At 47.8% G+C, this 21145-nt stretch carries 17 protein-coding genes; 10 read left to right on the top strand and 7 right to left on the bottom strand.

Translation table 11 applies throughout. The features are described 5' to 3' along the window. Positions 1 to 58: 58 nt before the first annotated feature. The 3 genes from ACMUEV_RS25475 to ACMUEV_RS25485 form a co-directional block, all read right to left on the bottom strand. Entirely contained in the window at positions 59 to 1555 is a 1497-nt protein-coding gene (locus tag ACMUEV_RS25475) for a type IV pilus twitching motility protein PilT (protein WP_190647094.1), read from the bottom strand. Between the two features lie 129 nt (positions 1556 to 1684). Beyond that, the gene (locus tag ACMUEV_RS25480; RefSeq protein WP_017286280.1) at positions 1685 to 2629 is read right to left on the bottom strand and encodes a glycosyltransferase family 2 protein; all 945 of its coding nucleotides are present in this window, start codon (positions 2627 to 2629) and stop codon (positions 1685 to 1687) included. A 44-nt stretch (positions 2630 to 2673) separates the two neighbouring features. After that, the gene (locus tag ACMUEV_RS25485) at positions 2674 to 3396 is read right to left on the bottom strand and encodes a hypothetical protein (RefSeq protein ID WP_190647093.1); all 723 of its coding nucleotides are present in this window, start codon (positions 3394 to 3396) and stop codon (positions 2674 to 2676) included. A 79-nt stretch (positions 3397 to 3475) separates the two neighbouring features. Here ACMUEV_RS25485 and cobU point away from each other — a divergent pair, with 79 nt between their 5' ends. Beyond that, positions 3476 to 4006 carry a bifunctional adenosylcobinamide kinase/adenosylcobinamide-phosphate guanylyltransferase gene (cobU, locus tag ACMUEV_RS25490; RefSeq protein ID WP_190647092.1) on the top strand — a complete coding sequence of 177 codons (531 nt, stop codon included), beginning with the start codon at positions 3476 to 3478 and terminating at the stop codon, positions 4004 to 4006. Here the strand turns inward: cobU and ACMUEV_RS25495 are convergent. Beyond that, on the bottom strand, positions 4003 to 4596 hold the full coding sequence (locus tag ACMUEV_RS25495) for a Uma2 family endonuclease (protein ID WP_190647091.1): 594 nt from the start codon (positions 4594 to 4596) through the stop codon (positions 4003 to 4005). The genes cobU and ACMUEV_RS25495 overlap by 4 nt on opposite strands. 95 nt (positions 4597 to 4691) lie before the next feature. On the opposite strand from ACMUEV_RS25495, the gene ACMUEV_RS25500 reads away from it, so the two are divergent. The 5 genes from ACMUEV_RS25500 (at position 4692) to ureC (ending at position 13222) form a co-directional block, all read left to right on the top strand. Beyond that, entirely contained in the window at positions 4692 to 5435 is a 744-nt protein-coding gene (locus tag ACMUEV_RS25500) for a phosphoadenylyl-sulfate reductase (protein ID WP_190647090.1), read from the top strand. A gap of 250 nt (positions 5436 to 5685) precedes the next feature. Next, positions 5686 to 7026 carry an efflux RND transporter periplasmic adaptor subunit gene (locus ACMUEV_RS25505; protein ID WP_017286275.1) on the top strand — a complete coding sequence of 447 codons (1341 nt, stop codon included), beginning with the start codon at positions 5686 to 5688 and terminating at the stop codon, positions 7024 to 7026. Then, entirely contained in the window at positions 7023 to 10214 is a 3192-nt protein-coding gene (locus ACMUEV_RS25510) for an efflux RND transporter permease subunit (protein ID WP_190647089.1), read from the top strand. The genes ACMUEV_RS25505 and ACMUEV_RS25510 overlap by 4 nt, the downstream gene beginning before the upstream one ends. A 56-nt stretch (positions 10215 to 10270) precedes the next feature. Continuing rightward, a complete protein-coding gene (locus ACMUEV_RS25515; protein WP_190647088.1) occupies positions 10271 to 11386 on the top strand; it encodes a LuxR C-terminal-related transcriptional regulator in 1116 nt (371 codons plus the stop codon). Positions 11387 to 11512: 126 nt separating this feature from the next. Next, on the top strand, positions 11513 to 13222 hold the full coding sequence (gene ureC, locus ACMUEV_RS25520) for an urease subunit alpha (RefSeq protein ID WP_190647087.1): 1710 nt from the start codon (positions 11513 to 11515) through the stop codon (positions 13220 to 13222). 85 nt (positions 13223 to 13307) lie between these two features. On the opposite strand, the gene ACMUEV_RS25525 is transcribed toward ureC, so the two are convergent. Next, complete coding sequence (locus tag ACMUEV_RS25525; protein ID WP_017286271.1) at positions 13308 to 13682, bottom strand: c-type cytochrome; 375 nt, start codon at positions 13680 to 13682, stop codon at positions 13308 to 13310. Positions 13683 to 13905: 223 nt separating this feature from the next. Here ACMUEV_RS25525 and petG point away from each other — a divergent pair, with 223 nt between their 5' ends. The 3 genes from petG (at position 13906) to ACMUEV_RS25540 (ending at position 15676) form a co-directional block, all read left to right on the top strand. Beyond that, entirely contained in the window at positions 13906 to 14019 is a 114-nt protein-coding gene (gene petG / locus ACMUEV_RS25530) for a cytochrome b6-f complex subunit V (protein ID WP_017286270.1), read from the top strand. Positions 14020 to 14129: 110 nt separating this feature from the next. After that, a complete protein-coding gene (locus ACMUEV_RS25535; protein ID WP_190647086.1) occupies positions 14130 to 14819 on the top strand; it encodes a DUF1361 domain-containing protein in 690 nt (229 codons plus the stop codon). 38 nt (positions 14820 to 14857) lie between these two features. Then, positions 14858 to 15676 carry a hypothetical protein gene (locus ACMUEV_RS25540; protein ID WP_242044195.1) on the top strand — a complete coding sequence of 273 codons (819 nt, stop codon included), beginning with the start codon at positions 14858 to 14860 and terminating at the stop codon, positions 15674 to 15676. Positions 15677 to 15776: 100 nt separating this feature from the next. On the opposite strand, the gene ACMUEV_RS25545 is transcribed toward ACMUEV_RS25540, so the two are convergent. Both ACMUEV_RS25545 and ACMUEV_RS25550 read right to left on the bottom strand, forming a co-directional pair. Next, entirely contained in the window at positions 15777 to 17390 is a 1614-nt protein-coding gene (locus ACMUEV_RS25545) for a 2-isopropylmalate synthase (protein ID WP_017286267.1), read from the bottom strand. Positions 17391 to 17557: 167 nt separating this feature from the next. Then, complete coding sequence (locus ACMUEV_RS25550; protein ID WP_239741285.1) at positions 17558 to 18064, bottom strand: NYN domain-containing protein; 507 nt, start codon at positions 18062 to 18064, stop codon at positions 17558 to 17560. Between the two features lie 556 nt (positions 18065 to 18620). On the opposite strand from ACMUEV_RS25550, the gene ACMUEV_RS25555 reads away from it, so the two are divergent. Beyond that, positions 18621 to 21083, top strand: coding sequence for a protein kinase domain-containing protein (locus tag ACMUEV_RS25555; RefSeq protein ID WP_190647084.1), 2463 nt, complete (start codon positions 18621 to 18623; stop codon positions 21081 to 21083). The last annotated feature ends 62 nt before the right edge of the window (positions 21084 to 21145 follow it).

Below are 21145 nucleotides of genomic sequence, written 5' to 3' on the forward strand. Positions count from 1 at the left end.
GAGCCAAGTCACAACGCGCTGAATCAAATCGTTTTTTCTAGCTGAAAACAACCCTGTCCTAGAGTGGCGATTGATTGTAGTAAGCCTTGCTCATCAATCCAGAGCGGCTCGATCGACGCGATTCGTTTTTGATCATGTAATTTAAGTCGTCTGGATGAAGCGATGCTGATAGCGCATTCTCATCGGTAATCTCACCATTTTTATAGAGATCGAATAACGCTTGGTTCAGAGTTTGAGAGCCGTCTGTGCCTTCTTCCATCAGTTGATAAATTTCGTCGAGGCAGCCTTTTTGTAGATAATCGCGAATGGTATCGGTATTGAGCATGATTTCAAGTGCTGCTGCTCGACCGCCTTGGATCGTTGGGACAAGGGCTTGTCCAATGACGGCTCTCAAAGCTTCTACGATTTGAATGCGAACCGAGTCTTGTTCTTCGGGGGTATAGAAGTTGAGGAGCCGCTTCACGGCGTTGACGGTTCCTTTGGTATGGAGTGTTCCGAGAACTAAATGTCCGGTGAGTGCTGCGCGGATTGCTGTATCGACGGTTTCGCGATCGCGCATCTCTCCAATCAGCAAGATATCTGGATCTTGCCTTAGGGCTGCGCGGAGTGCCTCTTTAAATTCCTGGGTATGAAGTCCAACTTCTCGCTGCGTGATCAAGCATTGATTGGAGGCATGAACATATTCAATCGGATCTTCGATCGTGACAATTTTGCGAGGTAACGTGTCGTTGACATGACGCAGCATTGCCGCGAGTGACGTGGATTTTCCAGAGTTGACAGGTCCAGTGACGAGGATCAATCCTTGGCGTTCTTCAACGAGTTGGGCTAAACGATCGGGAAGTCGGAGTTTCGCGATTGTGGGCACTTCTAGGGAAATGAGCCGTAACACCATCACGCCACCCATCAACGATTGAGCACAATTAACTCGGCATCGCACAAGATTTGGATAGAAAATGGCAGTGTCTAATTCTTGCTTGGTATGAAAAGCTTCTCGTTGCTCAGGGGAGAGGATCTCTTCTAGAAATTCTTCAAACTGGCGGGGTGTGATGGTTCCGTATTGCGCTTGCAAGTGCATCTGTCCCTGAATGCGATATCTCGGAGTTTCGCCAACTTGCAGATGAATGTCGGATGCGTTTTGTTCTAATGCATCTTTTACCATGCGGCGAATGGTTCCAAATTCTTTCAAATCTTCGCTCGGCTGATCCAACTCGATCGCACTCAAACTCATTGCTGGAACGCCCTGTGTCGTCAGACCACAATTTAACCGGGCTTGGATGAACCCCTGGATCTGCACACTCGTGTCTAGCTTTTGAGTTTCGAGATATTGCTTCAGCTGCGATGGCGATAAAATTTCTTGGATGTAATGGTTGTAGCGATCGGGTGTGATCAGCGCAAAGTGATCTTGAGGAATGAGTTTGCCCTGTAGTCGGTAAAAAGGAGCGCGACCAATTTGCATATAGAGACTGGAAGCCCCCTGATGATAAGCGTCCTGAACGAGATCGCGAACCGAGGCTGCGGTCTGAGGTGTTGTGGAAGATACCTGAGTAGCAGTCATTTCTAAAGCTGTGACGAGAAAGGGTACGTCCTGATCCACATTCTTACGATCAGGATTTTTACAGATGTGGAATCTACGTAATATTCTTGCCGAATGAAAACACTGCTGTCAGTGCTATACGGATAAGTTTTACGATCGCTTTACAGATCTAGAAGAAAAGACAAGTCCTTGCAAGGCTTTGATTAAATAGCCAATTTGACCGTAACTGTAAACAAGATTTTCAAACCGCTGAGTTGGGTTCGTCGCAAATTTGACGGACTTGTACAGTCCACGAATTAAGCGTTCTCCCCCACGACGAAATTGACCGATTCCAGCTTCGCCTGCAATTTGTTCGCGATAACATTCGCTAATGCCTTGCCACCAACCGCGATTCAGAAACCACCGCCGTTTGACACGCTCCGGAGCGACATGATGCGCAACATGAGCAGCCGGAATATAGGCAACTTCCCAGCCCATTTGCAGGGCGCGATTGGTCATGTGAAGTTCTTCATTAGAAAGAAGATTTTTACCAACTCGTCCTAGATTCGGATCGAAGCCGCCAATCTGATTGAGAAAGGTTTTCCGGATGGAGTAGTTCAAGCCGCGTGGGGTCAGTCCGGGGCGATCGATGTTAACGACCGAATCTCCTAAATCATATGCCCCTAAATTTCCGGCAAGTCCATCCGAGAGCCAGTCTGGAGCCGTCATGTCATCTGTCCAGATTAAAGTGACTTTGCCACCCGCGATCGCGAGGTTTGGATTATGAAGGTAGGCGTTATAAAGGGTGGTGAGCCAGTGCGGAGAGGCGATCGCATCGTCATCTAAGTAAGCCAAAATCTCGCCGTGGGCAATTCTTGCACCTGTGTTGCGGGCGACGGATAAGCCGATTTCAGGTTCATGAATGTAGCGAATTTTCGGGTTCTTTAATCGAGCTTCGACGACTTGACGAGTGCTATCGGTGGAGGCGTTATCGACGACGATGATTTCAAAGTCTGCGAAATCCTGGGCAAGCAGGCTATCGATCGCTAAACCGAGATAGCGATCGCGATTGTGGGTGCAAATGATGGCGGAAATGGGGAGTGTGGGCACAACCATACCTCAGGCTTGAATCAAGTCAAGCTTTAGAGTGCCCGAAACGCCTAATCTTGCATCTGTCCGTGCATGATTACGAGCGTTTCAGCTAGTCCCGTGAGACGATTTTCTAAGGTTTGTTTGCGATCGAGCAGCTGGCGAAGTTTGTGATATCGGGCGATCGCAAGACTGAGGCTGGGAATTTGCTCAGTCGGACAGGGATATGACCAGCGCTGACCATCGGCATTAATGCCACAGAGGCGATATCCAGCTTTGGGTGCGTCTTTTGTCCCTGGAATTGGGGTGGCGCAGATTTCTTCGATGTAGCTCATTAAGCGATCGACTTCAGCATGACGAAGCGTGGAAAGATCGCCGAGGGGTTCACCTGTGTGGGATTCGAGCCAGCCATCGACAATGGGTCCTTCTAAATAGAGATCCTGGATTTGGCGTAAAATCTGGTTCAGTTCAGTGTGCCAGCTTTCTGTGATCACTTGCATTTCAGCGAGCAGGCTGGATGCCAAAGCAGGATTTGCGGCGTTGCGATGGCTGGAAAAATTAGGTGCTTTGAGTTTAGGGAGATTGAGCGGCTTGGGGTCTGAACTTGGCGCGGGTTTAACACTCGGAGGTGCAGCGATTTCAGGTTCAACGACTTTAGGCGGCTTTGTGTGAAGATCAAATGAGACTGGTTTTTGCAGAGGTTCAGGCTCTGGGGTCGGAGCAGTGTCGAGCGTAGGGACTCGTTTATTGAGTTGAAGTAAGGTGTCTTCAATTCGCCGCAGATCTTTCTTCATTGCTGCTCTGTCTTAGGTTGAAGTAAGGCTAATTGTAGCGGGGAATTCAGATTCAGCAAAGATTTTATCTGAAAAATTTATGGCACAAGTGATTTTGGTGACGGGGGCAGCGCGATCGGGCAAAAGTGAATGGGCAGAAAAACTGGCAAAGGATTCCGGTCAATCTGTTATTTATATTGCAACAGCTCAAGAAAATTCTGACGATCCAGAATGGCAGGCGCGGATTGAGTTACATCGATCACGTCGTCCTTTGGAATGGCAGACTCAATCTGTTCCAGTCGAGCTAAGTGATGCGATCGCGAATTCATCGGATTGTCTATTGATTGATTCGCTAGGAACTTGGTTGGCGAATCTTTTAGACCAGTCTGAAACGGAATGGGAGAAGACAATTGCCGATCTGTTTCAGAGTTTTGAACAAACAGAAAGCTTGCTCATTTTTGTGGCAGAAGAAACAGGCTGGGGTGTAGTTCCGGCTTATCCGATAGGAAGAGTGTTTCGCGATCGCTTGGGGAATTTAACGCGGCGGTTGGGCGCGATCGCGGATACCGTTTATTTAGTCGTAGGAGGACATGTTTTGAATTTGAGTCAGCTTGGCATGCCTTTGAGCTAAACACCTGCTTGCAAAATTTGTTCTGCGATTAGAGTTAGCCCTGGAAATGTAGGAGAAACAATCTGATCTTGACCCTGAAAACGTCCAATTTCTTGATAGAGTTGTCCGCTCAAATGCAAAACAATGACGACATTTCGAGACGGATCGATCAGCCAATACTCTGGAATGCCTCGCGCTGCGTATTCTTTCCGCTTATCGATGTAGTCTCTGTCGTAGTTTTTCTCTCCTGGCTCACCGGGCGAAACGACTTCGATTACTAAAGCAGGAGCAGGCATCTCTGGTGTGATTAGTGATCGCTTCGCTCCAGAAAGTGCCGACCAACATGCTTCCGTCAAGACGATCAAATCGGGATATCGACTGGTCACACTTTGACTCGGAACTACGATTTCAGTTCCGCGATGAATGAGATAGTGAGGAACTGAAAGTTGGAGGAGGACAGAGATCAAAAAAATTGCGATCGCAATATTCCCAGGATTTTCCGCGCCCATTTCGACTAACACCCCGTCAACCAATTCGTAAGGGATGTCTGTTCCATCGTCATACGCCAGATAATCCTCGATCGTGCGAAATCTCGATTTCGCTTGTGTCATTTTTCAACTCCACCAAGATGCTCTAGTTTAACTCAACACAATCCGTCCCCTGAAGTTAGATAATGGATGCTGACGAAGATCCGGAGAACACAATCATGGCGCAAAGTACCGCGCAACCTGCTCTAGATATTCCTAGCTTAAATGAGGAATTATCCAGCCTCAGCCCTCAGAAAATTGTGGCAAAGGCACTGAGCTTATATGACAACATTGCAATTTCATTTAGCGGTGCAGAAGATGTTGTACTCATTGACATTGCACATCGCTTGAAGAAAGACATTCAGGTTTTTAGTTTGGATACAGGGCGACTGCATTCCGAGACTTATCAGTTTATTGAGAAAGTCAGAAAACACTACGGAATTGCGATCGACATTCTCTCTCCTGATGCTGCACAACTCGAAGCTTTTGTAAAAGCAAAAGGGCTGTTCAGCTTCTACGAAGATGGACACAAAGAATGCTGTGGAATTCGCAAGGTTGCACCTCTGCGCCGCAAGCTGTCTAGTTTGGATGCTTGGATCACAGGACAGCGCAAAGATCAAAGCCCTTCGACTCGTTCAGATGTGCCGATCGTGCAAGTCGATGGTGCGTTTTCTTCTGACGATCGTGAGTTAATCAAATTCAATCCGCTCTCGAATTGGTCGTCTGCTCAAGTTTGGACCTACATTCGGGCGTATGAAGTTCCCTACAATCCTCTGCATGAGCGGGGCTTTATCAGCATTGGCTGTGAGCCTTGTACGAAAGCAGTGCTACCCAATCAGCATGAGCGTGAAGGTCGATGGTGGTGGGAAGATGCGACGAAGAAGGAATGTGGATTACATGCTGTGAATCCAACGGAATCGTAGAAGTGGGGGCGGAAGGTTGACCCACGACTCGTATTTCGTCTGAATTCTAAATTATCTGGAAAAAGCCTTAGAAGAGAAATTCTAAGGCTTTTTTACGGCATAACTTTTCCTTCCAAATTCGATATCGATCGGTTAGAATCCTCAATGATTATTAAAAATTCGTAAAAATTTAGCTTCGAGTCCTCGACGATCGTCCATTCGCTTGTCTCGCGTACTCTTTGACCGCTTTGCTCTTTCGCGTCATTGAATTATGGAATCCCTCGACTCTCAACATCAGCCCTCGATCGATCCTCCTGAAACATTCGATGCTCAACCGACCACCCCAAATCGCAGACCTTGGATCTGGTTGCTTTGCACTGGGCTAGTCGCTGTAGGTGGGTTTGGGGTTTGGCGAATGTTCAGTCCGGTAGGAGAAAGACCTGCCGTAGCTCAACCGCAAGGACAACCCCCCAGAGCCGTTGAAACGACGAAACTGGCAACGGGAACTCCAACCCGAACGGTACAGCTTCTAGGACAGGTTGAAGCTAGTCAGCAATCGACGATTCGGGCGCAGACCAGCGGGATTGTGGAGGAGATTTTAGTCCAGCCTGGAGATCGCGTTACAGCAGGGATGGCGATCGCAATTCTCGATGATTCCGATCAACAGTTAGGGATTGCTCAAGCCCAAGCAGCACTCGCTCAACAACGCAGCAATTTAGCTCGCTTGCAAGTCGGAACGCGACCGGAGATCATCGCGCAGCGACAGGCAACGGTGAATGCAGCAAAAGCACGAGAACAAGAAGCTCAGGATAACTTCAAGCGAACGTCTGGACTCGTGAAAGAAGGAGCCATTTCGCAGCGATTGTTAGTCGAAGCGCGATCGAACGTCGATCAAGCGACCGAAGCACGACTCGCAGCAGAAGCAAGCTTAGCAGAAGCAAAAGCAGGTCCAATTCGAGAAGAGATTGACGCACAAAAAGCAACTGTCGCAGCAGCGATCGCGACGGTCAATCAGGCTCAACTGGCTCAGAGACGAACTCAGATCGTCGCAACCGAATCGGGAATTGTCCAAACCCGACATGTGAGCCGAGGCGATTTAGTTCAAAGTTCGGGGCAGATTGTTACCCTTGTTTCCGGGAATCAAGTTGATGTGTTCTTGGAATTGCCGGAGGATTTGAGCGGGAGAGTGACGCCGGGGATGTCGATCGCGTTAACTGCTAGAGCTTTGCCGCAGTGGAAACAGCAAGCAACCATTACAGCCGTTGTGCCTTCTGCGGATACAACGTCTCGGCGGCAACGCGTGAGGGTTCAGATCAATCCACCACAAGGAATGTTGCCTGGGATGGCGATTTCGGGTGCTTTGACATTACCGACGAATCGAGAAAGCTTTGTCGTCTCACGGGATGTTTTGACGCGGCGGCGAAATGAATGGTTTGTTTTTACGATCGCAGATGGCAAAGCAAAACCGATCCCGGTTGAACTTGTCACAGATATGGGCAAACAAGTCGCGATCTTTAGCTCAGAACTGCGATCGGGACAAGAGATCGTCCTGCGAGGCGGAGATGGATTGAATGAAGGTGCACCCGTCAAAATTGTCGGAGACCCATCATGAAATTGATCGAAACTGCGGTTCGCTGGAGACATGGAACGTTTGTTTTGTTCTGTCTACTTGCCATTTTTGGCGTATTTTCTTTGTTTCGACTGCCGCTTGAATTGCAGCCAGGGGGCGATCGACCTGAGATTACAATTCGCACAGCTTATCCAGGTGCGGCTCCGACAGAAGTTGAAGATTTGATTACTCGCCCGATCGAAGAACAGATGGAAGAAGTTCTGGGCGTGAAAGAGATTATTAGTGCTTCGCGTGCTGGCGCGAGTTCGATCACGCTGGAATTTCAGGAAGGAACCGATGTTGAACGTCGATTGGTCGATGTGATCAATCGATTGCAGCAGGTTGGGAATTTGCCACCGGAAGCATCGGAGTCGAATGTGGAATTGGTCGGGGGCAATAGTTCTCCGATGATGTGGATTCCCTTTGATACAAAGCCTGGATTTGAGCCAAATCCTGATCACTATCGGGACTTAGCAGAAGAAATTGTTTTACCTCGATTGCGGCGAGTTCAAGGCGTTGGGCAGTTTATTGTTCCTGGCGGACGGCAGCGAGAAGTTGAAGTTCGAGTTGATCCCAAGGCATTAGCCGATCGCAATTTAACGATCGGTGATGTTGTGCGTGTGCTGCGGGAAAACAATCGCGATATTCGAGGGGGTCCTCTGGAGCTAGGGCGACGAGAATATCGCGTTAGAACGATTAGCCGATCGCAAGATATTGAACAGATTGCAGGCTTTGTGGTGCGGCGAGATGCGGCAGGAACCGTCTACATTCGCGATGTGGCAAAGGTAGAAATGGGGCGCAAGCTTCGCGATGGTGCTTTTCTGTTTAATGATAAGCCCGCAGTCGCAGTTGGCATTATTCGCCAGGTTGGAGCAAATGTCCCTGAGATTTCCAAAGGGGTTCGTGACGCGATCGCTGAACTGCAAGCTCAGCTCGATGAGCAGAAAGAAGGAATTCAGTTCGTCTTTAACTATGACGAAAACGAATATGTTGGTCAATCTGTGAAGTTCGTGCAGGAAAACCTGATCGCTGGAGCGTTACTTGCAACAATCGTCTTGCTCTTGTTCTTAGGATCGATGCGAACGGTTGCTGTGATTGCAATTACGATTCCGATTAGTTCAGTGATGATTTTCATTGTTCTGTCGGGGTTGGGTCGATCGCTGAATATTATCAGCCTTGCTGGGATTGCATTCTCAACTGGCATGGTCGTAGATAACTCGATCGTGGTGATCGAAAATGTATTTACCCACATGCAGCGTGGAAAAAATGCCTTTCGAGCAGCGATCGACGGAACTCAAGAAGTTCGGGGGGCAATGCTCGGCTCGACGCTCACGAATGTTGTCGTCTTCATTCCACTGCTGATGGTCACAGGGGAAGCAGGACAACTTTATGCAGATATGGCAATTACCATGTCTTGTTCTGCCCTATTCTCATTGTTTGCAGCCATTACTTTAGTTCCGATGCTGTCGGGATTGTTTCTGAAAGAGTCAGAAGCAGTGCAGATGTTTGAAGGTGGAGAATATCGGGGTGGCAATTGGTTTGAGCGATCGATTGCGCAAACTTCTACTGTATTTCGCCACGTTCAAGGAAAGTTAGAACGCTTTTTAGTCAGAACGGTGCGCTGGTCAATCGGGCGGCGAAGAATGGGACGACGCTTGATGGTTCTAGCAATTCCGGTGTCATTGCTCGTAGCGAGCTTCTTGCTGCTTCCTCCAGCAGATTATCTGCCTGAAGGAAATCGCAATACGATTCAGTGGCGAGTCGAACCGCTACCCGGAACCAGTGTTACAGAAGCTATCAAGCAATCTGAGCCAGTTCGAGCCTTCGTGCGATCGCAACCGGAGGTCGATCGCGTGATGTTTATCGATCGACCTGGAGGATTGAGAGCAATTTCAGCCATTCTCAAGCCTGAATACGCGACAACGCGCGGACTTGCAGAAATGGTTAACCGATTCCGCGCTGCGAGTAATAACTTCGCGGGTTATCGATTCATGGTTCCGGTGCGTCCATCAATTTTCCGTGATCCGGGCAAAGAATTCGAGGTGGACATTGTTGGAACAGATTTGAATCAATTGGGGCAACTCGATCGAGAAATTTCCGGTAAGTTGCGCGGGTTGAATGGCATTCGGAATGTGCGATCGAACTTTGTGCTCGGTGCAGGCGAATTACAAGTCGTGCCCAATCGCGAAAGGCTTGCAGAAGTTGGACTCTCCGAATCTGAAGTTGGCTCAATGGTCGAGACGGCTTTAGGAGGAAGACTGGCTTCTAAGTTTGTCGATGGGAAAAAAGAACTCGATGTCACCGTTGAACTGCAAAATGCGTTCGTACAAACGCCTCAACAGCTACGAGAATTGCCCCTGTTTGCACGAGGGAGACAGATTCAGTTGAGTGATGTAGCGGAAGTCAGAGAAACTACCGGAGCCGATGTGATTAATCACACGGATTTAGAGCGATCGATTACGCTCACAGCATCTCTTAATGACACGGCATCCTTAGGAGCCATCGTCGATCAAGTTAATCGTGAGATATTAGCTCCAGCCCGCGCGAACTTGCCTGCAAGCTATCGCATCGAACTCGCTGGAACGGCGGATCAACTCGCCAGAACCGTTTCGCAATTATCCTCTGCCTTTGTATTTGCGATTCTGATTACATATCTATTGCTGATCGCCTTATATCGCTCGTTTCTCTATCCAGTTGTGATTATGGCAACGATTCCGATGGGAATGAGTGGTGCGTTATTGAGCTTAGTGTTAGTCAATCAAATTCCAGGGATGTCAGTTCCATTGGATATGATTACTGCATTGGGATTTGTGATTTTGACTGGAATTGTCGTGAACAATGCGATTTTACTTGTCGATCATGCTTTGCAACTTCAGCAGGAAGGAGAAGATTACGATTCCTCACTCTTAAGTGCGACGAAGGATCGATTGAGAGCAATCTTTATGTCGGCAGGAACCAGTGTTTTGGGAATGTTGCCGCTTGCTGTTTTACCTGGACAAGGCTCAGAACTGTATCAAGGGTTGGGGATTGTCCTGACGGGAGGATTAGCATTCTCAACGATATTAACTCCGACGGTCGTGCCAGCATTGATGGGATTGTTGAGAGATTGCTTCGGGCAGAAATCGATCGTGATTCCCGTCGAGCATGGTGCAATGGCAAATTCCAATGATTTGAGTGTGACTGAACCTTAGTAGATTAGTTTCCGGCAGTATAATCGAGTCACTAGATTCTTCGATCGAGATTTCTAATGCCTCAACTGCCAAGCATCGCTGATTCGGCAAGGATTCTGCTCGATTTGCAACAGATCAATGAGATTGCTCAAACGCTTTCAGGCTGTCTGATTCCGGAAGAAATTGCGCGAACAGTCACCACCGGATTAATCGATCGATTCGACTTTGCAATGGTTCGATTGTGGCTCCTCGACACCGATCAAGCGATGCTGCGACTCGTTGCATCCGCAGGGCTACACACTCGCACGGATGGCAGATTTGCCAAAGTTCCGCTCGGCGCTTACAAAGTCGGCAAAATCGCTCAAAATCGCATTGCTTTTTTGAGTAACAATCTGCCTGCTGAGTCCTGGGTGGGCGATCGAGACTGGGCGATCGACAATCGAATTCAAGGCTTTGCAGGCTATCCGTTAGTTGCCCACGATCGCGTGATTGGCGTACTCGCGATGTTTAGCCGCCATGTGCTAGCTCCCGAATTTTTGGAGGTTTTACAAACGCTCTGCACGATTGTCACCATTTCTTTAGATACTGCAATTCAGTATCAGCAAACACAGCATAGTCAGTTGATTTCTACTAGCCAAGCTAGTGAACTCATGCTGTCTGAGCAACTTGTAACTGTGTTGAAAACAGCACGATTGACGCTAGTAGGGACAGAGCGAAGTTTAGCACCATCGATTGTCTATGGGTTTCTCAAAGCAGCCGAAGTTCTCAGCACTGTGGACTGCTCTTATGGTCGCTTGATCTACAGTGAGAGTGCAGTTTCACTCGAAGCAACCGTTCCCACAGCAAGAATTCCTGAACCAGATGCTGTTCGATGGTTAGCGGCATCTTTCGATCGCATTTTTCCCACTTCTAAACATCGCGACATTCAAACCCAATTAAGTTCTGACCAGAAACTGCTTCAGATTGTTCTGAGTGTTCCTTATACTTCGATTGTGTCACCCTCGATTTTGTCGGAACGAGAGGTCGAGATTCTCACGCTGCTCACGCAAGGACACCGCGATCGCGATGTGGCTGAACATTTAATTATTAGTGAGAGCACAGTGAAGTTTCACATCAACAACGTACTGAGCAAGTTGCAAGCAAAAACCCGATATCAAGCGATTTATCAAGCACTCTCATTAGGCTGGATCTAGCCACAAGTCATGCTCCCTACTCCCCACTCCCCATTCCCCCAAAATCCGTCAAAATCCTAAAGGCATCCAGAACTTAGAAAAATTACCCTGATAATAAACAACCGAGAATTTGTCTGAGGTTGCCCTATGAGCTATCGCATGAATCGCCGCGCCTATGCTGAAACTTTTGGTCCAACTGTGGGCGATCGCGTTCGCTTAGCTGACACTGAATTGATCATCGAAGTCGAACAAGACTTGACGACTTACGGGGATGAAGTGAAATTTGGCGGTGGAAAAGTCATTCGGGATGGCATGGGGCAGTCTCCGATTACGAATGCAGAGGGTGCAGTCGATGCAGTGATTACGAATGCGCTGATTCTCGACTGGTGGGGAATTGTCAAAGCGGATATCGGCATCAAAGACGGCAAAATTCATGCGATCGGAAAAGCGGGTAACCCCTACATTCAAGACAATGTGACGATCATCATTGGACCTGGAACCGAAGCGATCGCGGGAGAAGGCATGATTCTTACGGCAGGTGGAATTGATACCCATATTCACTTCATTTGTCCCCAACAGATTGAAGTCGCGATCGCATCTGGCATTACGACCATGATTGGAGGTGGAACTGGACCTGCTGCGGGAACGAATGCGACGACTTGTACTCCTGGCCCTTGGTACATTCATCGGATGCTACAAGCGGCTGAAGCATTTCCGATGAATTTAGGCTTCTTGGGCAAAGGAAATTCGAGCCAACCGGATGCGCTCGAAGAACAAATTAAGGCGGGTGTAATGGGATTAAAGCTCCATGAAGATTGGGGCACGACTCCAGCCGCGATCGATACCTGCCTCAGTGTTGCAGATGAGTATGATGTGCAGGTTGCGATTCACACGGATACACTCAATGAAGCGGGCTTTGTCGAAGATACGATCGCAGCGTTCAAAAATCGAGTCATTCACACCTATCACACCGAAGGTGCAGGAGGTGGACATGCTCCAGACATTATCAAAGTCTGTGGTGAGGCAAACGTTCTGCCTTCTTCGACAAATCCGACCCGACCTTACACACTGAATACGCTGGATGAGCATCTGGATATGTTGATGGTCTGTCATCATCTTGATCCCAGTATTCCAGAGGATGTGGCGTTTGCAGAATCTCGGATTCGTCGAGAAACGATCGCGGCTGAAGATATCCTGCATGATATCGGCGCTTTCAGTATGTTGTCTTCGGATTCGCAAGCGATGGGGCGGATTGGAGAAGTAATCATTCGGACTTGGCAGACTGGTCACAAGATGAAAGTTCAGCGCGGCGCTTTGTCAGAAGATAGCGATCGCAATGACAATTTCCGCGCAAAACGCTACGTCGCCAAGTACACGATCAATCCTGCGATCACTCATGGCATTGCAGACCATGTGGGATCAGTCGAAGTTGGGAAATTGGCTGATTTGTGTCTATGGCGACCTGCAATGTTTGGCGTGAAGCCAGAACTGGTGATCAAAGGTGGCATGATTGCATGGGCACAGATGGGAGATGCGAATGCAAGTATTCCGACTCCACAGCCTGTGCATATGCGTCCGATGTTTGGCAGTTTTGGAGGTGCGATCGCGCCGATTTCCCTCACCTTTGTTTCACAAGCTTCGCTCAAGAAAGGCGGATTGGGTTCGCTGAATCTGCAAAGACAGTTAGTTCCGGTGTCGGGAATTCGGAGCTTGACGAAGCGGGATATGAAATTAAATGATGCAATGCCGCAGATGGAGGTTGATCCTGAAACTTATCAGGTGCGTGCAGATGGAGAATTGCTCACGTGTGAGCCTGCAACGGTGTTACCGATGGCGCAGCGGTACTTTTTATTCTGATCCGGAACTTTGTAGAGTAGGGAGTGGGGAGAACCATGATTTTAGATTTCTCTCTATCTCCCTATCCAATTGATTGTGGAGCTTGCTAGAGACTCTCTAAATAGCTCAGCAAATCTGCCATTTCTTGTGGGCTAGGCTGAAATTTGGGCATGGGAGGAGTCTGTCCGCTGATCACCTGCTTGATCAGACGGGGAGGAGATTTTCGATCAGAAACATTTTTCAGACTAGGACCAACTTTGCCATCTGCCATGATTCCATGACATCCAGCACAGTTAATCTGAAAAATCGCATGACCTTGAACTGAATCCCCATGCAGCGATAACACCTCCTGGACATAGGGGTCAGGTCGGTGCAATCGGGTTGCACCCAAAAGTGCCACTACGATCGCAAAACAAACCACTAGCACGATCGTAATAATTCTTTGGGATAACCCTTCAGATTTGACAAGTTGCTCGTTCAAAAGAGGATATCAAGGAAAAGGACTGTAAAAAATATTCACTCATTTACTAAACAGATTTTAACAACTTTCGGGAACCCCTGCTGCACCGAAATCTGTAATCTTGCAAAAGTTCTGGAGAATAAAAGGTGTTTCAGCGTTGGAGCTACAAGAGGGGCTAAGATAGGAATAAAGAAACCTTCATGATTTAAGTTTCAAAATCTTACAAACTGAGGAGAGTTCAGACATGGTTGAGCCAATTTTGCTTGGCATCGTGCTGGGATTAGTGCCTGTCACGTTAGCAGGTTTGTTTGTTGCCGCTTACACCCAATATCGTCGCGGAAACCAACTCAATCTCTAATCATTCAGAGGAACCCCGGAAAATCTCCGGGGTTTTTTTATGGGGTTGTCATACGATCGACAAATCGAGCCGTTAAATTTGCATCAAAAGTAATTTCTCAATACTGTATTATGGACTTTTCGATCAAGTTGTTGGTTTCAGAAGCGATCCGGACAGTCGTGAATCATGCAGATTGGATAGGCTGGAACCTTTTCCTAGCATTTATCCCTTTGGTTTTGAGCGTGTTTCTGTTTCGACGAACACCTATCGTGAAAACGGCGATCGAATATCGTCACCGCTCCTTATTCTGGTGGCTTGGAGTTGCAGTCTTTGTCGCATTTCTTCCCAATGCGCCCTATATTCTCACTGATATTATTCATTTTGTGAACTGGGTGCGTGCAGGTGCTTCGATTTGGGTTGTTACCCTCATTTATGTTCCGTTGTTTGTTGTATTCCTGACAGCGGGATTTGAAGCGTATGTGATGTCATTAATGAATGCTGGATATTATTTGAAACAGCGCGGGTTAAGACACTATATTTTCCCGATGGAATTAACTTTACATGCACTGAGCGCGATCGGGATTTTTCTCGGACGCTTTTTACGCTTCAATAGCTGGAATATTTTGACGCATTGGAACGATGTGGCAGCTAGCCTGGTTGGAGATGTGTTTGATCGACAACCGATGATCACGATTGTCATTACGTTCATCATTTTGACTCTGCTGTATGCGCTGGTAAAACCGCTGCATTTTGCGATGTCACACTACTGGAAATTTCGTCCGCAACCCGAACGATCGCAATTCGTAATTCCCAACTCGTGAATGGTAGTTAAATGCAGTTTCTGAGACTGCATTTTTTTATGATGACTATCCGGGCGATCGTGTTGGCGGGAATTGGTGTGTTTGGGATGGCGGTGGCTTCAGTTCGGGCAGAAACAGTCACTAAGACAGTTCAGCAAGGCAATGTGAAAGCAGAATTGTCGTATGAGCGCGATCGCAAGCCCGACGAATTTCCGCAAGTTCAAAATCTGCGCTTGAAAATTCAGCGCTCCAATCAAACTGTTTTTGACAAGGCTCCTGGCGCTGAAGAATACGATCGACCCCTGCTGGATTGGAATGCAGAAGATCAAGATAGTTTCCTGGTGCGTGACCTCAACGGCGACCAAGAGCCTGAAGTGATTCTCGATTTCTTTACAGGTGGCGCGCATTGTTGCACGTATTCGCTGATCTATCACTACGATGCGAAGCAGCAGCAATATGTTGAGTCACGGGCATTTTGGGGGAATTTGGGCTATCAACTGCAAGATTTGGAGGGAGATGGAAAAGTCGAATTTATGAGCGCGAATGATAGCTTTGCCTATGCGTTTACGAGCTATGCAGCCTCAGCGTTTCCGATTCAGATTTGGCGGTTTGAGAATGGCAAGATGATCGATGTGACTCGCACATATCCCAAGCTCATTCATAGTCATGCCTATCGGCTCTGGCAAGCGTATCAGGAAGTGAAGGGGAACGATGCCGATGTGCGGGGGATTTTGGCAGCTTACTTGGCAGATAAGTATTTGCTTGGTCAGCAAGAGGACGGCTGGAAGCGGTTACGGCAGGTTTATCAGGAAAGCGATCGTGAAGAGTATTTCGCGAACTTGCGGAAGTTTTTGAAAGAATCAGGGTATGGCGATTGATACCCAATTCAAGGATTTGGCTGACCCAAACTTAAAAAGAATCCCCCGAAGTCTCCTGATTCAAAGAGGACTTGAGGGGATTCAAAGATCAATTGTCTGTTTAGACCGTCGTTTGAGATGCAATCACCTGCTGACTATCCGCAGTTTGCAAGGAAGCATACAGACGATTCAGGGCGTTTACATAAGCTTGAGCCGATGCCACGATAATATCCGTGTTCGCAGCACGACCTGAGAAAACACGATCGCCATATTTCAATCGAATCGTAACTTCCCCGATCGCATCAATGCCTGCGGTGACAGACTGCACCGAGAACTCGATCAATTGATTCGGCACATTTACGACTCGATTGATCGCTTTGTAAACTGCATCGACTGGCCCTGTTCCGGTAGCTGCATCCGTTAGCTCATCTCCATCCGGAGTAATTAAGCGCACGGTTGCGGTCGGACAAGCTGAATCGCCGCAAGAAACCTGAACGAGTTCTAAACGGAACAACTCCGGCACATGCTGAACTTCGTCATTGACGATCGATTCCAAATCGCGATCGGTGACTTCTTTCTTTTTATCCGCCAATTCTTTGAACCGAACAAACGCTTTGTTCAGTTCTTGGTCGGTCAGTTCAAATCCTAGTTCGCCCAAGCGAGAGCGGAACGCATTCCGTCCCGAGTGTTTGCCCAAGACGAGTAGAGTATCGTTTAGCCCGATCGTTTTCGCATCCATGATCTCGTAGGTCTGCCGATTTTTCAGCATTCCATCTTGGTGAATGCCCGACTCATGCGCGAACGCATTTGCTCCGACGATCGCTTTGTTCGGCTGAACCAACATTCCTGTCAAACTCGAAACCAAACGCGAGGTTTTGTAAATCTCTTGCGTATGAATTCCAGTCAAAGGCGTTTCCGATTCAACCGGACGACCGAGATAGGGATTGAAATACGATCGCCGCACGTGCAGCGCCATGACCAGTTCTTCGAGCGAGGCATTTCCAGCCCGTTCGCCAATGCCGTTGATCGTACATTCAAGCTGACGTGCTCCATTTTTCACCGCTTCGAGGAAGCAGGCGACCGCTAAGCCCAAATCATTGTGACCATGCACAGAAATAATCGCTTGATCGACATTGGGAACGTTTTCTTTGATGCCGCGAATCATGTCCCCAAATTCGCTCGGAGTCATGTACCCAACCGTATCGGGAATGTTGATGGTTTTTGCGCCTGCTGCGATCGCGCGTTCTAACACCTGATACAGATACTCAGGGTCGGAACGGGCTGCATCCATTGGCGAAAATTCCACATCATCGACAAACGATTTCGCGTAAGCGACCATTTCTTCAGCGATCGCTAAAACTTCCGCGCGGGATTTCTTGAGCTGATATTCCAAGTGAATATCAGAGGTCGAGATAAAGGTGTGAATTCTAGGTTTGGCAGCGGGTTTGAGCGCTTCGGCTGCCGCTTTAATATCGGCCGGAATCGCACGAGCCAAGCTACAAATCGTCGGCCCTTCTGGTGTACCTACGGCTTGGGCAATTTTCTGAACCGCCTCGAAGTCCCCAGGGCTAGCAAAAGCAAAGCCAGCTTCAATAATGTCAACTCCGAGTCGAGCAAGCTGACGCGCGATCGTAAGTTTTTCATCCACGTTAAGGGTTGCGCCGGGGCACTGCTCGCCATCGCGCAAGGTGGTATCGAAAATCAGAATGCGATCGTCAGATTTAGATGCGTTCATAGCTCGACTGTTTTTTGGAGTGTATTTTTTGTAGAGAAACAATCAAATTCTGCTAAAACCGATGCCCGAATAGCATTTCAGCCTTCGGGCATAGATCCTGTCAGAATTTCTGTAGTGATTGTAGCGCTTTTTGTAGTACGCCGATGAATCGCGTGATGAAATGTTGACTAATATTCAGCCTTTTCGATGCGATCGCGAATGTCGTTGAGATCAATATATCGATCGGTGACATTCCGAAGCTCACGCGCAATCATTCCTTCTGTCGAAACCACCGTAATGTGGGTGTTTTTCGAGCGAAGTTGTTCGATCGCACGCTCAAAATCGCCATCGCCGCTGAATAAAATCACGCGATCGTATTGCTCGACCGTGTTAAACATATCCACAACGATCTCGATATCAAGATTCGCTTTCTGCGAATATCGACCCGAAGTATCGTCATAATACTCCTTGAGAATCTTTGTCCGAACCGTATAGCCCAAACTAATCAAAGCATCTCGGAAGCCCCGCTGGTCTTGGGGATCTTTCAATCCGGTGTACCAATAAGCATTAATTAGCTCAACGTTCTTTTCAGAAGTAAAATACTCTAAAACACGTTTTGGATCAAAGAACCAGCCGTTTTTTTGTTGGGCATAGAACATATTGTTTCCGTCTACAAAAATAGAGAGACGGTTCATTGAGTAATGCATAGAAGCTAGAGAACGTAGAACTTGTATAAGCAAGATATGTGAATAATTAATTCTAGCAACGGAAAACTGAGAGCGGACTAAAAAAACTTAGAATTCCACGGAATTCAGATTTAGTGCGCGACTCGATTTATGGATAAATACTGACATTTCTCCGTTACAAGTGCGATAGGTCGCAGCTTCTAATCGGCTTCAATCGTCAGTTGTCCTTGAATAAATCCACTTTGTTTTAGTAACAGATAAAACCAAAGTGAGGGACAGCTGACACGATTCATCTGGATGTGGCGGAGTTTTCCTAACATTTTAAATTAGATTTATACAGCAATAGGGAATAGACCTTTACTTTAGTGAACGTGAGCGATCGCGGCAGTTCCTCGGCAATTAGATAGATCTTAACAGTCAGATTATCAGTATTGCATTCGACGAGGCGTTAGCTTCTACTCGTATGATTAGGGATAGAACAAGTTCGATCGAAAACCGTCCTGACTTAAGCGATTTTGTGTGATTGATCAAACGTCCCGGTTTGTTGAGTGCGGCTGTATCTAAGATGTCAAAGAAAGTTTCTCCTGCTGGATTATTTCAGGCGTTGACGCTCACCCTAAAATCAGGGTTACGGTCTGGTTTGTTTCAGCAGACGACGGTGAAGCAGCCAGGAGACTTGACGACTGAGACCATGCCGCTAGAGGACGATTCAATCGATCGCGCAATCGCCCCAACAGAATCGCCGACTAAGAAGGACACCAAATTTATTCGATTGGGGCAGGGCTGCCTGGTTTTGTGGGCATTGGTTGCAGGTCTGGTCACTGCGATCGAACCCGAATCTGCTCAATACTGGGAGCGCCAGATTCAGAGTGCTATGTTGCGTATCCGAGGAGCAGTTGCGACTCCGGATAAGATTGTGATTTTGGCGATCGATGATGAAACGCTGCTGCAACTTTCAGGATCAGGTCGCTTACCTCGACGCTCTGCCTATGCAAAAGCGATTGATCGAGTCATGCAATCTGGAGCAAAAGCTGTTGGGGTGGACTTAATTCTGGATTTGCCGAGCTTTGGGGAAACTGAGGTTTCGACAGATTGTACTCAACCGAATCAGAAACTTGCAGAAGACGATCGCCAACTCCAGCAAGTTTTACAACGCTACGGTAAGCAAATTACTTTAGCCGTTGAAACGAGCCGTCTAGATAATCGCCAAGGTGAGCAAATGCGGCTATCGCTGCCGTTTTGTCCGTTCCGAGTGGCGAACATTTCCTATGGTTTGATTGAGTATCCACAAGAGGTCAACGGCAAGATTCATCGCTTGGGCAGTGCAGCCGTGCAAAAGGTGCGATCGTCTCCTGAAATGGCGGCATTGTTTGATGAGGAAAAGATTTTGCCGTTTGCAAATGCGGTTTTGCGATCGGCGAACCTACCGCCTTCAACTGCACGAGGAGAAAATCTCTTTTTGCATGGCGGTGATGGCACATTCAGTCGGACGACGATTCCATTTTGGAATGTTTTATCAGAAGAGAATTGGAATAGCGATTTTCTCAAACGAGGACAGGTTTTCAAAGACAAAATTGTGCTAATTGGGGTTACCGCTTCCAATATCAGCCCTAGTTTGAATACTGCCGTTGGCATGATGCCTGGAATTGAACTGAATGCCAATGCGATCGCAACTCTGCTGGAGAATAAATCGATTCGCAATGCATTTCCGAATTCCAGTCTTGCTGGACTCGCGATCGCGGGATTAGTCCTGAGTGCTGGATTTTTGCAAATGCAAACCAAACGTCCAACAGGAAGACTCGGTTGGGCAGGAGCAATTGCGCTCTTTTGGGCAGGAATCGGATATGCGACATTCACGCAGGGCTTGATGATTTTACCGATCGCTGTGCCGATCGCGGCTATGCTCCTCACCGGAGTTTCCTTCTTGGGGACGGGTCTAGCGCATGAGTACCGCAACAAATTAGCTTTCCGCAAGACGCTCAAACAATTTGCCAGAGCACCCTTAGTGCAAGAACTGATTCGAGATCAAGAAGAGTTTCAGACTCTACTCCAAGAGCATGAGCAAGAAATTTTAGGGAAACAGCTTGGCGGACGCTACAAGATTACTAAAGTTCTCGGTTCAGGTGGCTTTGGTGAAACCTACATTGCAGAAGATAGTCAACGTCCTGGCAATCCAGCTTGTGTAGTCAAACATTTGCGTCCAGCGAGTAACAATCCTCGACATTTACAGCTTGCTCGTCGCTTGTTTAGATCTGAAGCCCAAAGCTTAGAGCGATTAGGCGAACACGATCAGATTCCTCGATTGCTGGCTTACTTTGAGGAGGATGGAGAGTTTTATCTCATTCAAGAATTCATTGCAGGTTCGATGCTGAGTGAAGATCTCACAATCGGGCGACATCTGCCGGAATCTCGCATTGTTCCTTTGCTGCAAGATCTCTTACAAATCCTCGATTTCGTTCACAGTCGAAATGTGATTCACCGGGATATTAAACCCAGTAATATCATTGTGCGATCGCGCGATAAAAAGCTCGTCCTCATCGACTTTGGAGCCGTTAAAGAACTTCATCAACAACTGGCTGAAGGCGATATTGCAACAGCGACGATCGGGATTGGGACTCAAGGGTATATGCCACCCGAGCAATGTGCAGGAAACCCTCGATTAAACAGTGATTTGTATGCGGTCGGAATGATCGGCATTCAGGCACTGACTGGATTACCTCCTAGCCAATTGCAAGAAGATCCAGAGACAGGAGAAATTGCTTGGCGCGATCGCGCAATTGTCAGTGGTTCCCTCGCTGCTATTCTGTCGAAGTTAGTCCATCGTGACTATCGATCAAGATATCAATCTGCAAAAAGCGCGATCGAGGATCTGGCTCAACTGACGAATCTTTCAACATTAACGCTCCCTCCAGAATTCTTTGTTGCGGCTGCAATGGAGATCGAAGAAGATGTGACAACAACTCGCCCCTGGCCCGAAACCTTTGGTGAAGAGGAGCTACCCCCCACTGAAGCACCACCAGAAGTCTGAAATTTACTTTTTAGCGCGGATTTATGCTGCTCTGATAGCCTCCAAATGGGTGCTATCAGTTA

The sequence above is a fragment of the Leptolyngbya sp. FACHB-1624 genome (assembly GCF_047649235.1).
Classification (GTDB): domain Bacteria; phylum Cyanobacteriota; class Cyanobacteriia; order Leptolyngbyales; family Leptolyngbyaceae; genus Leptolyngbya; species Leptolyngbya boryana.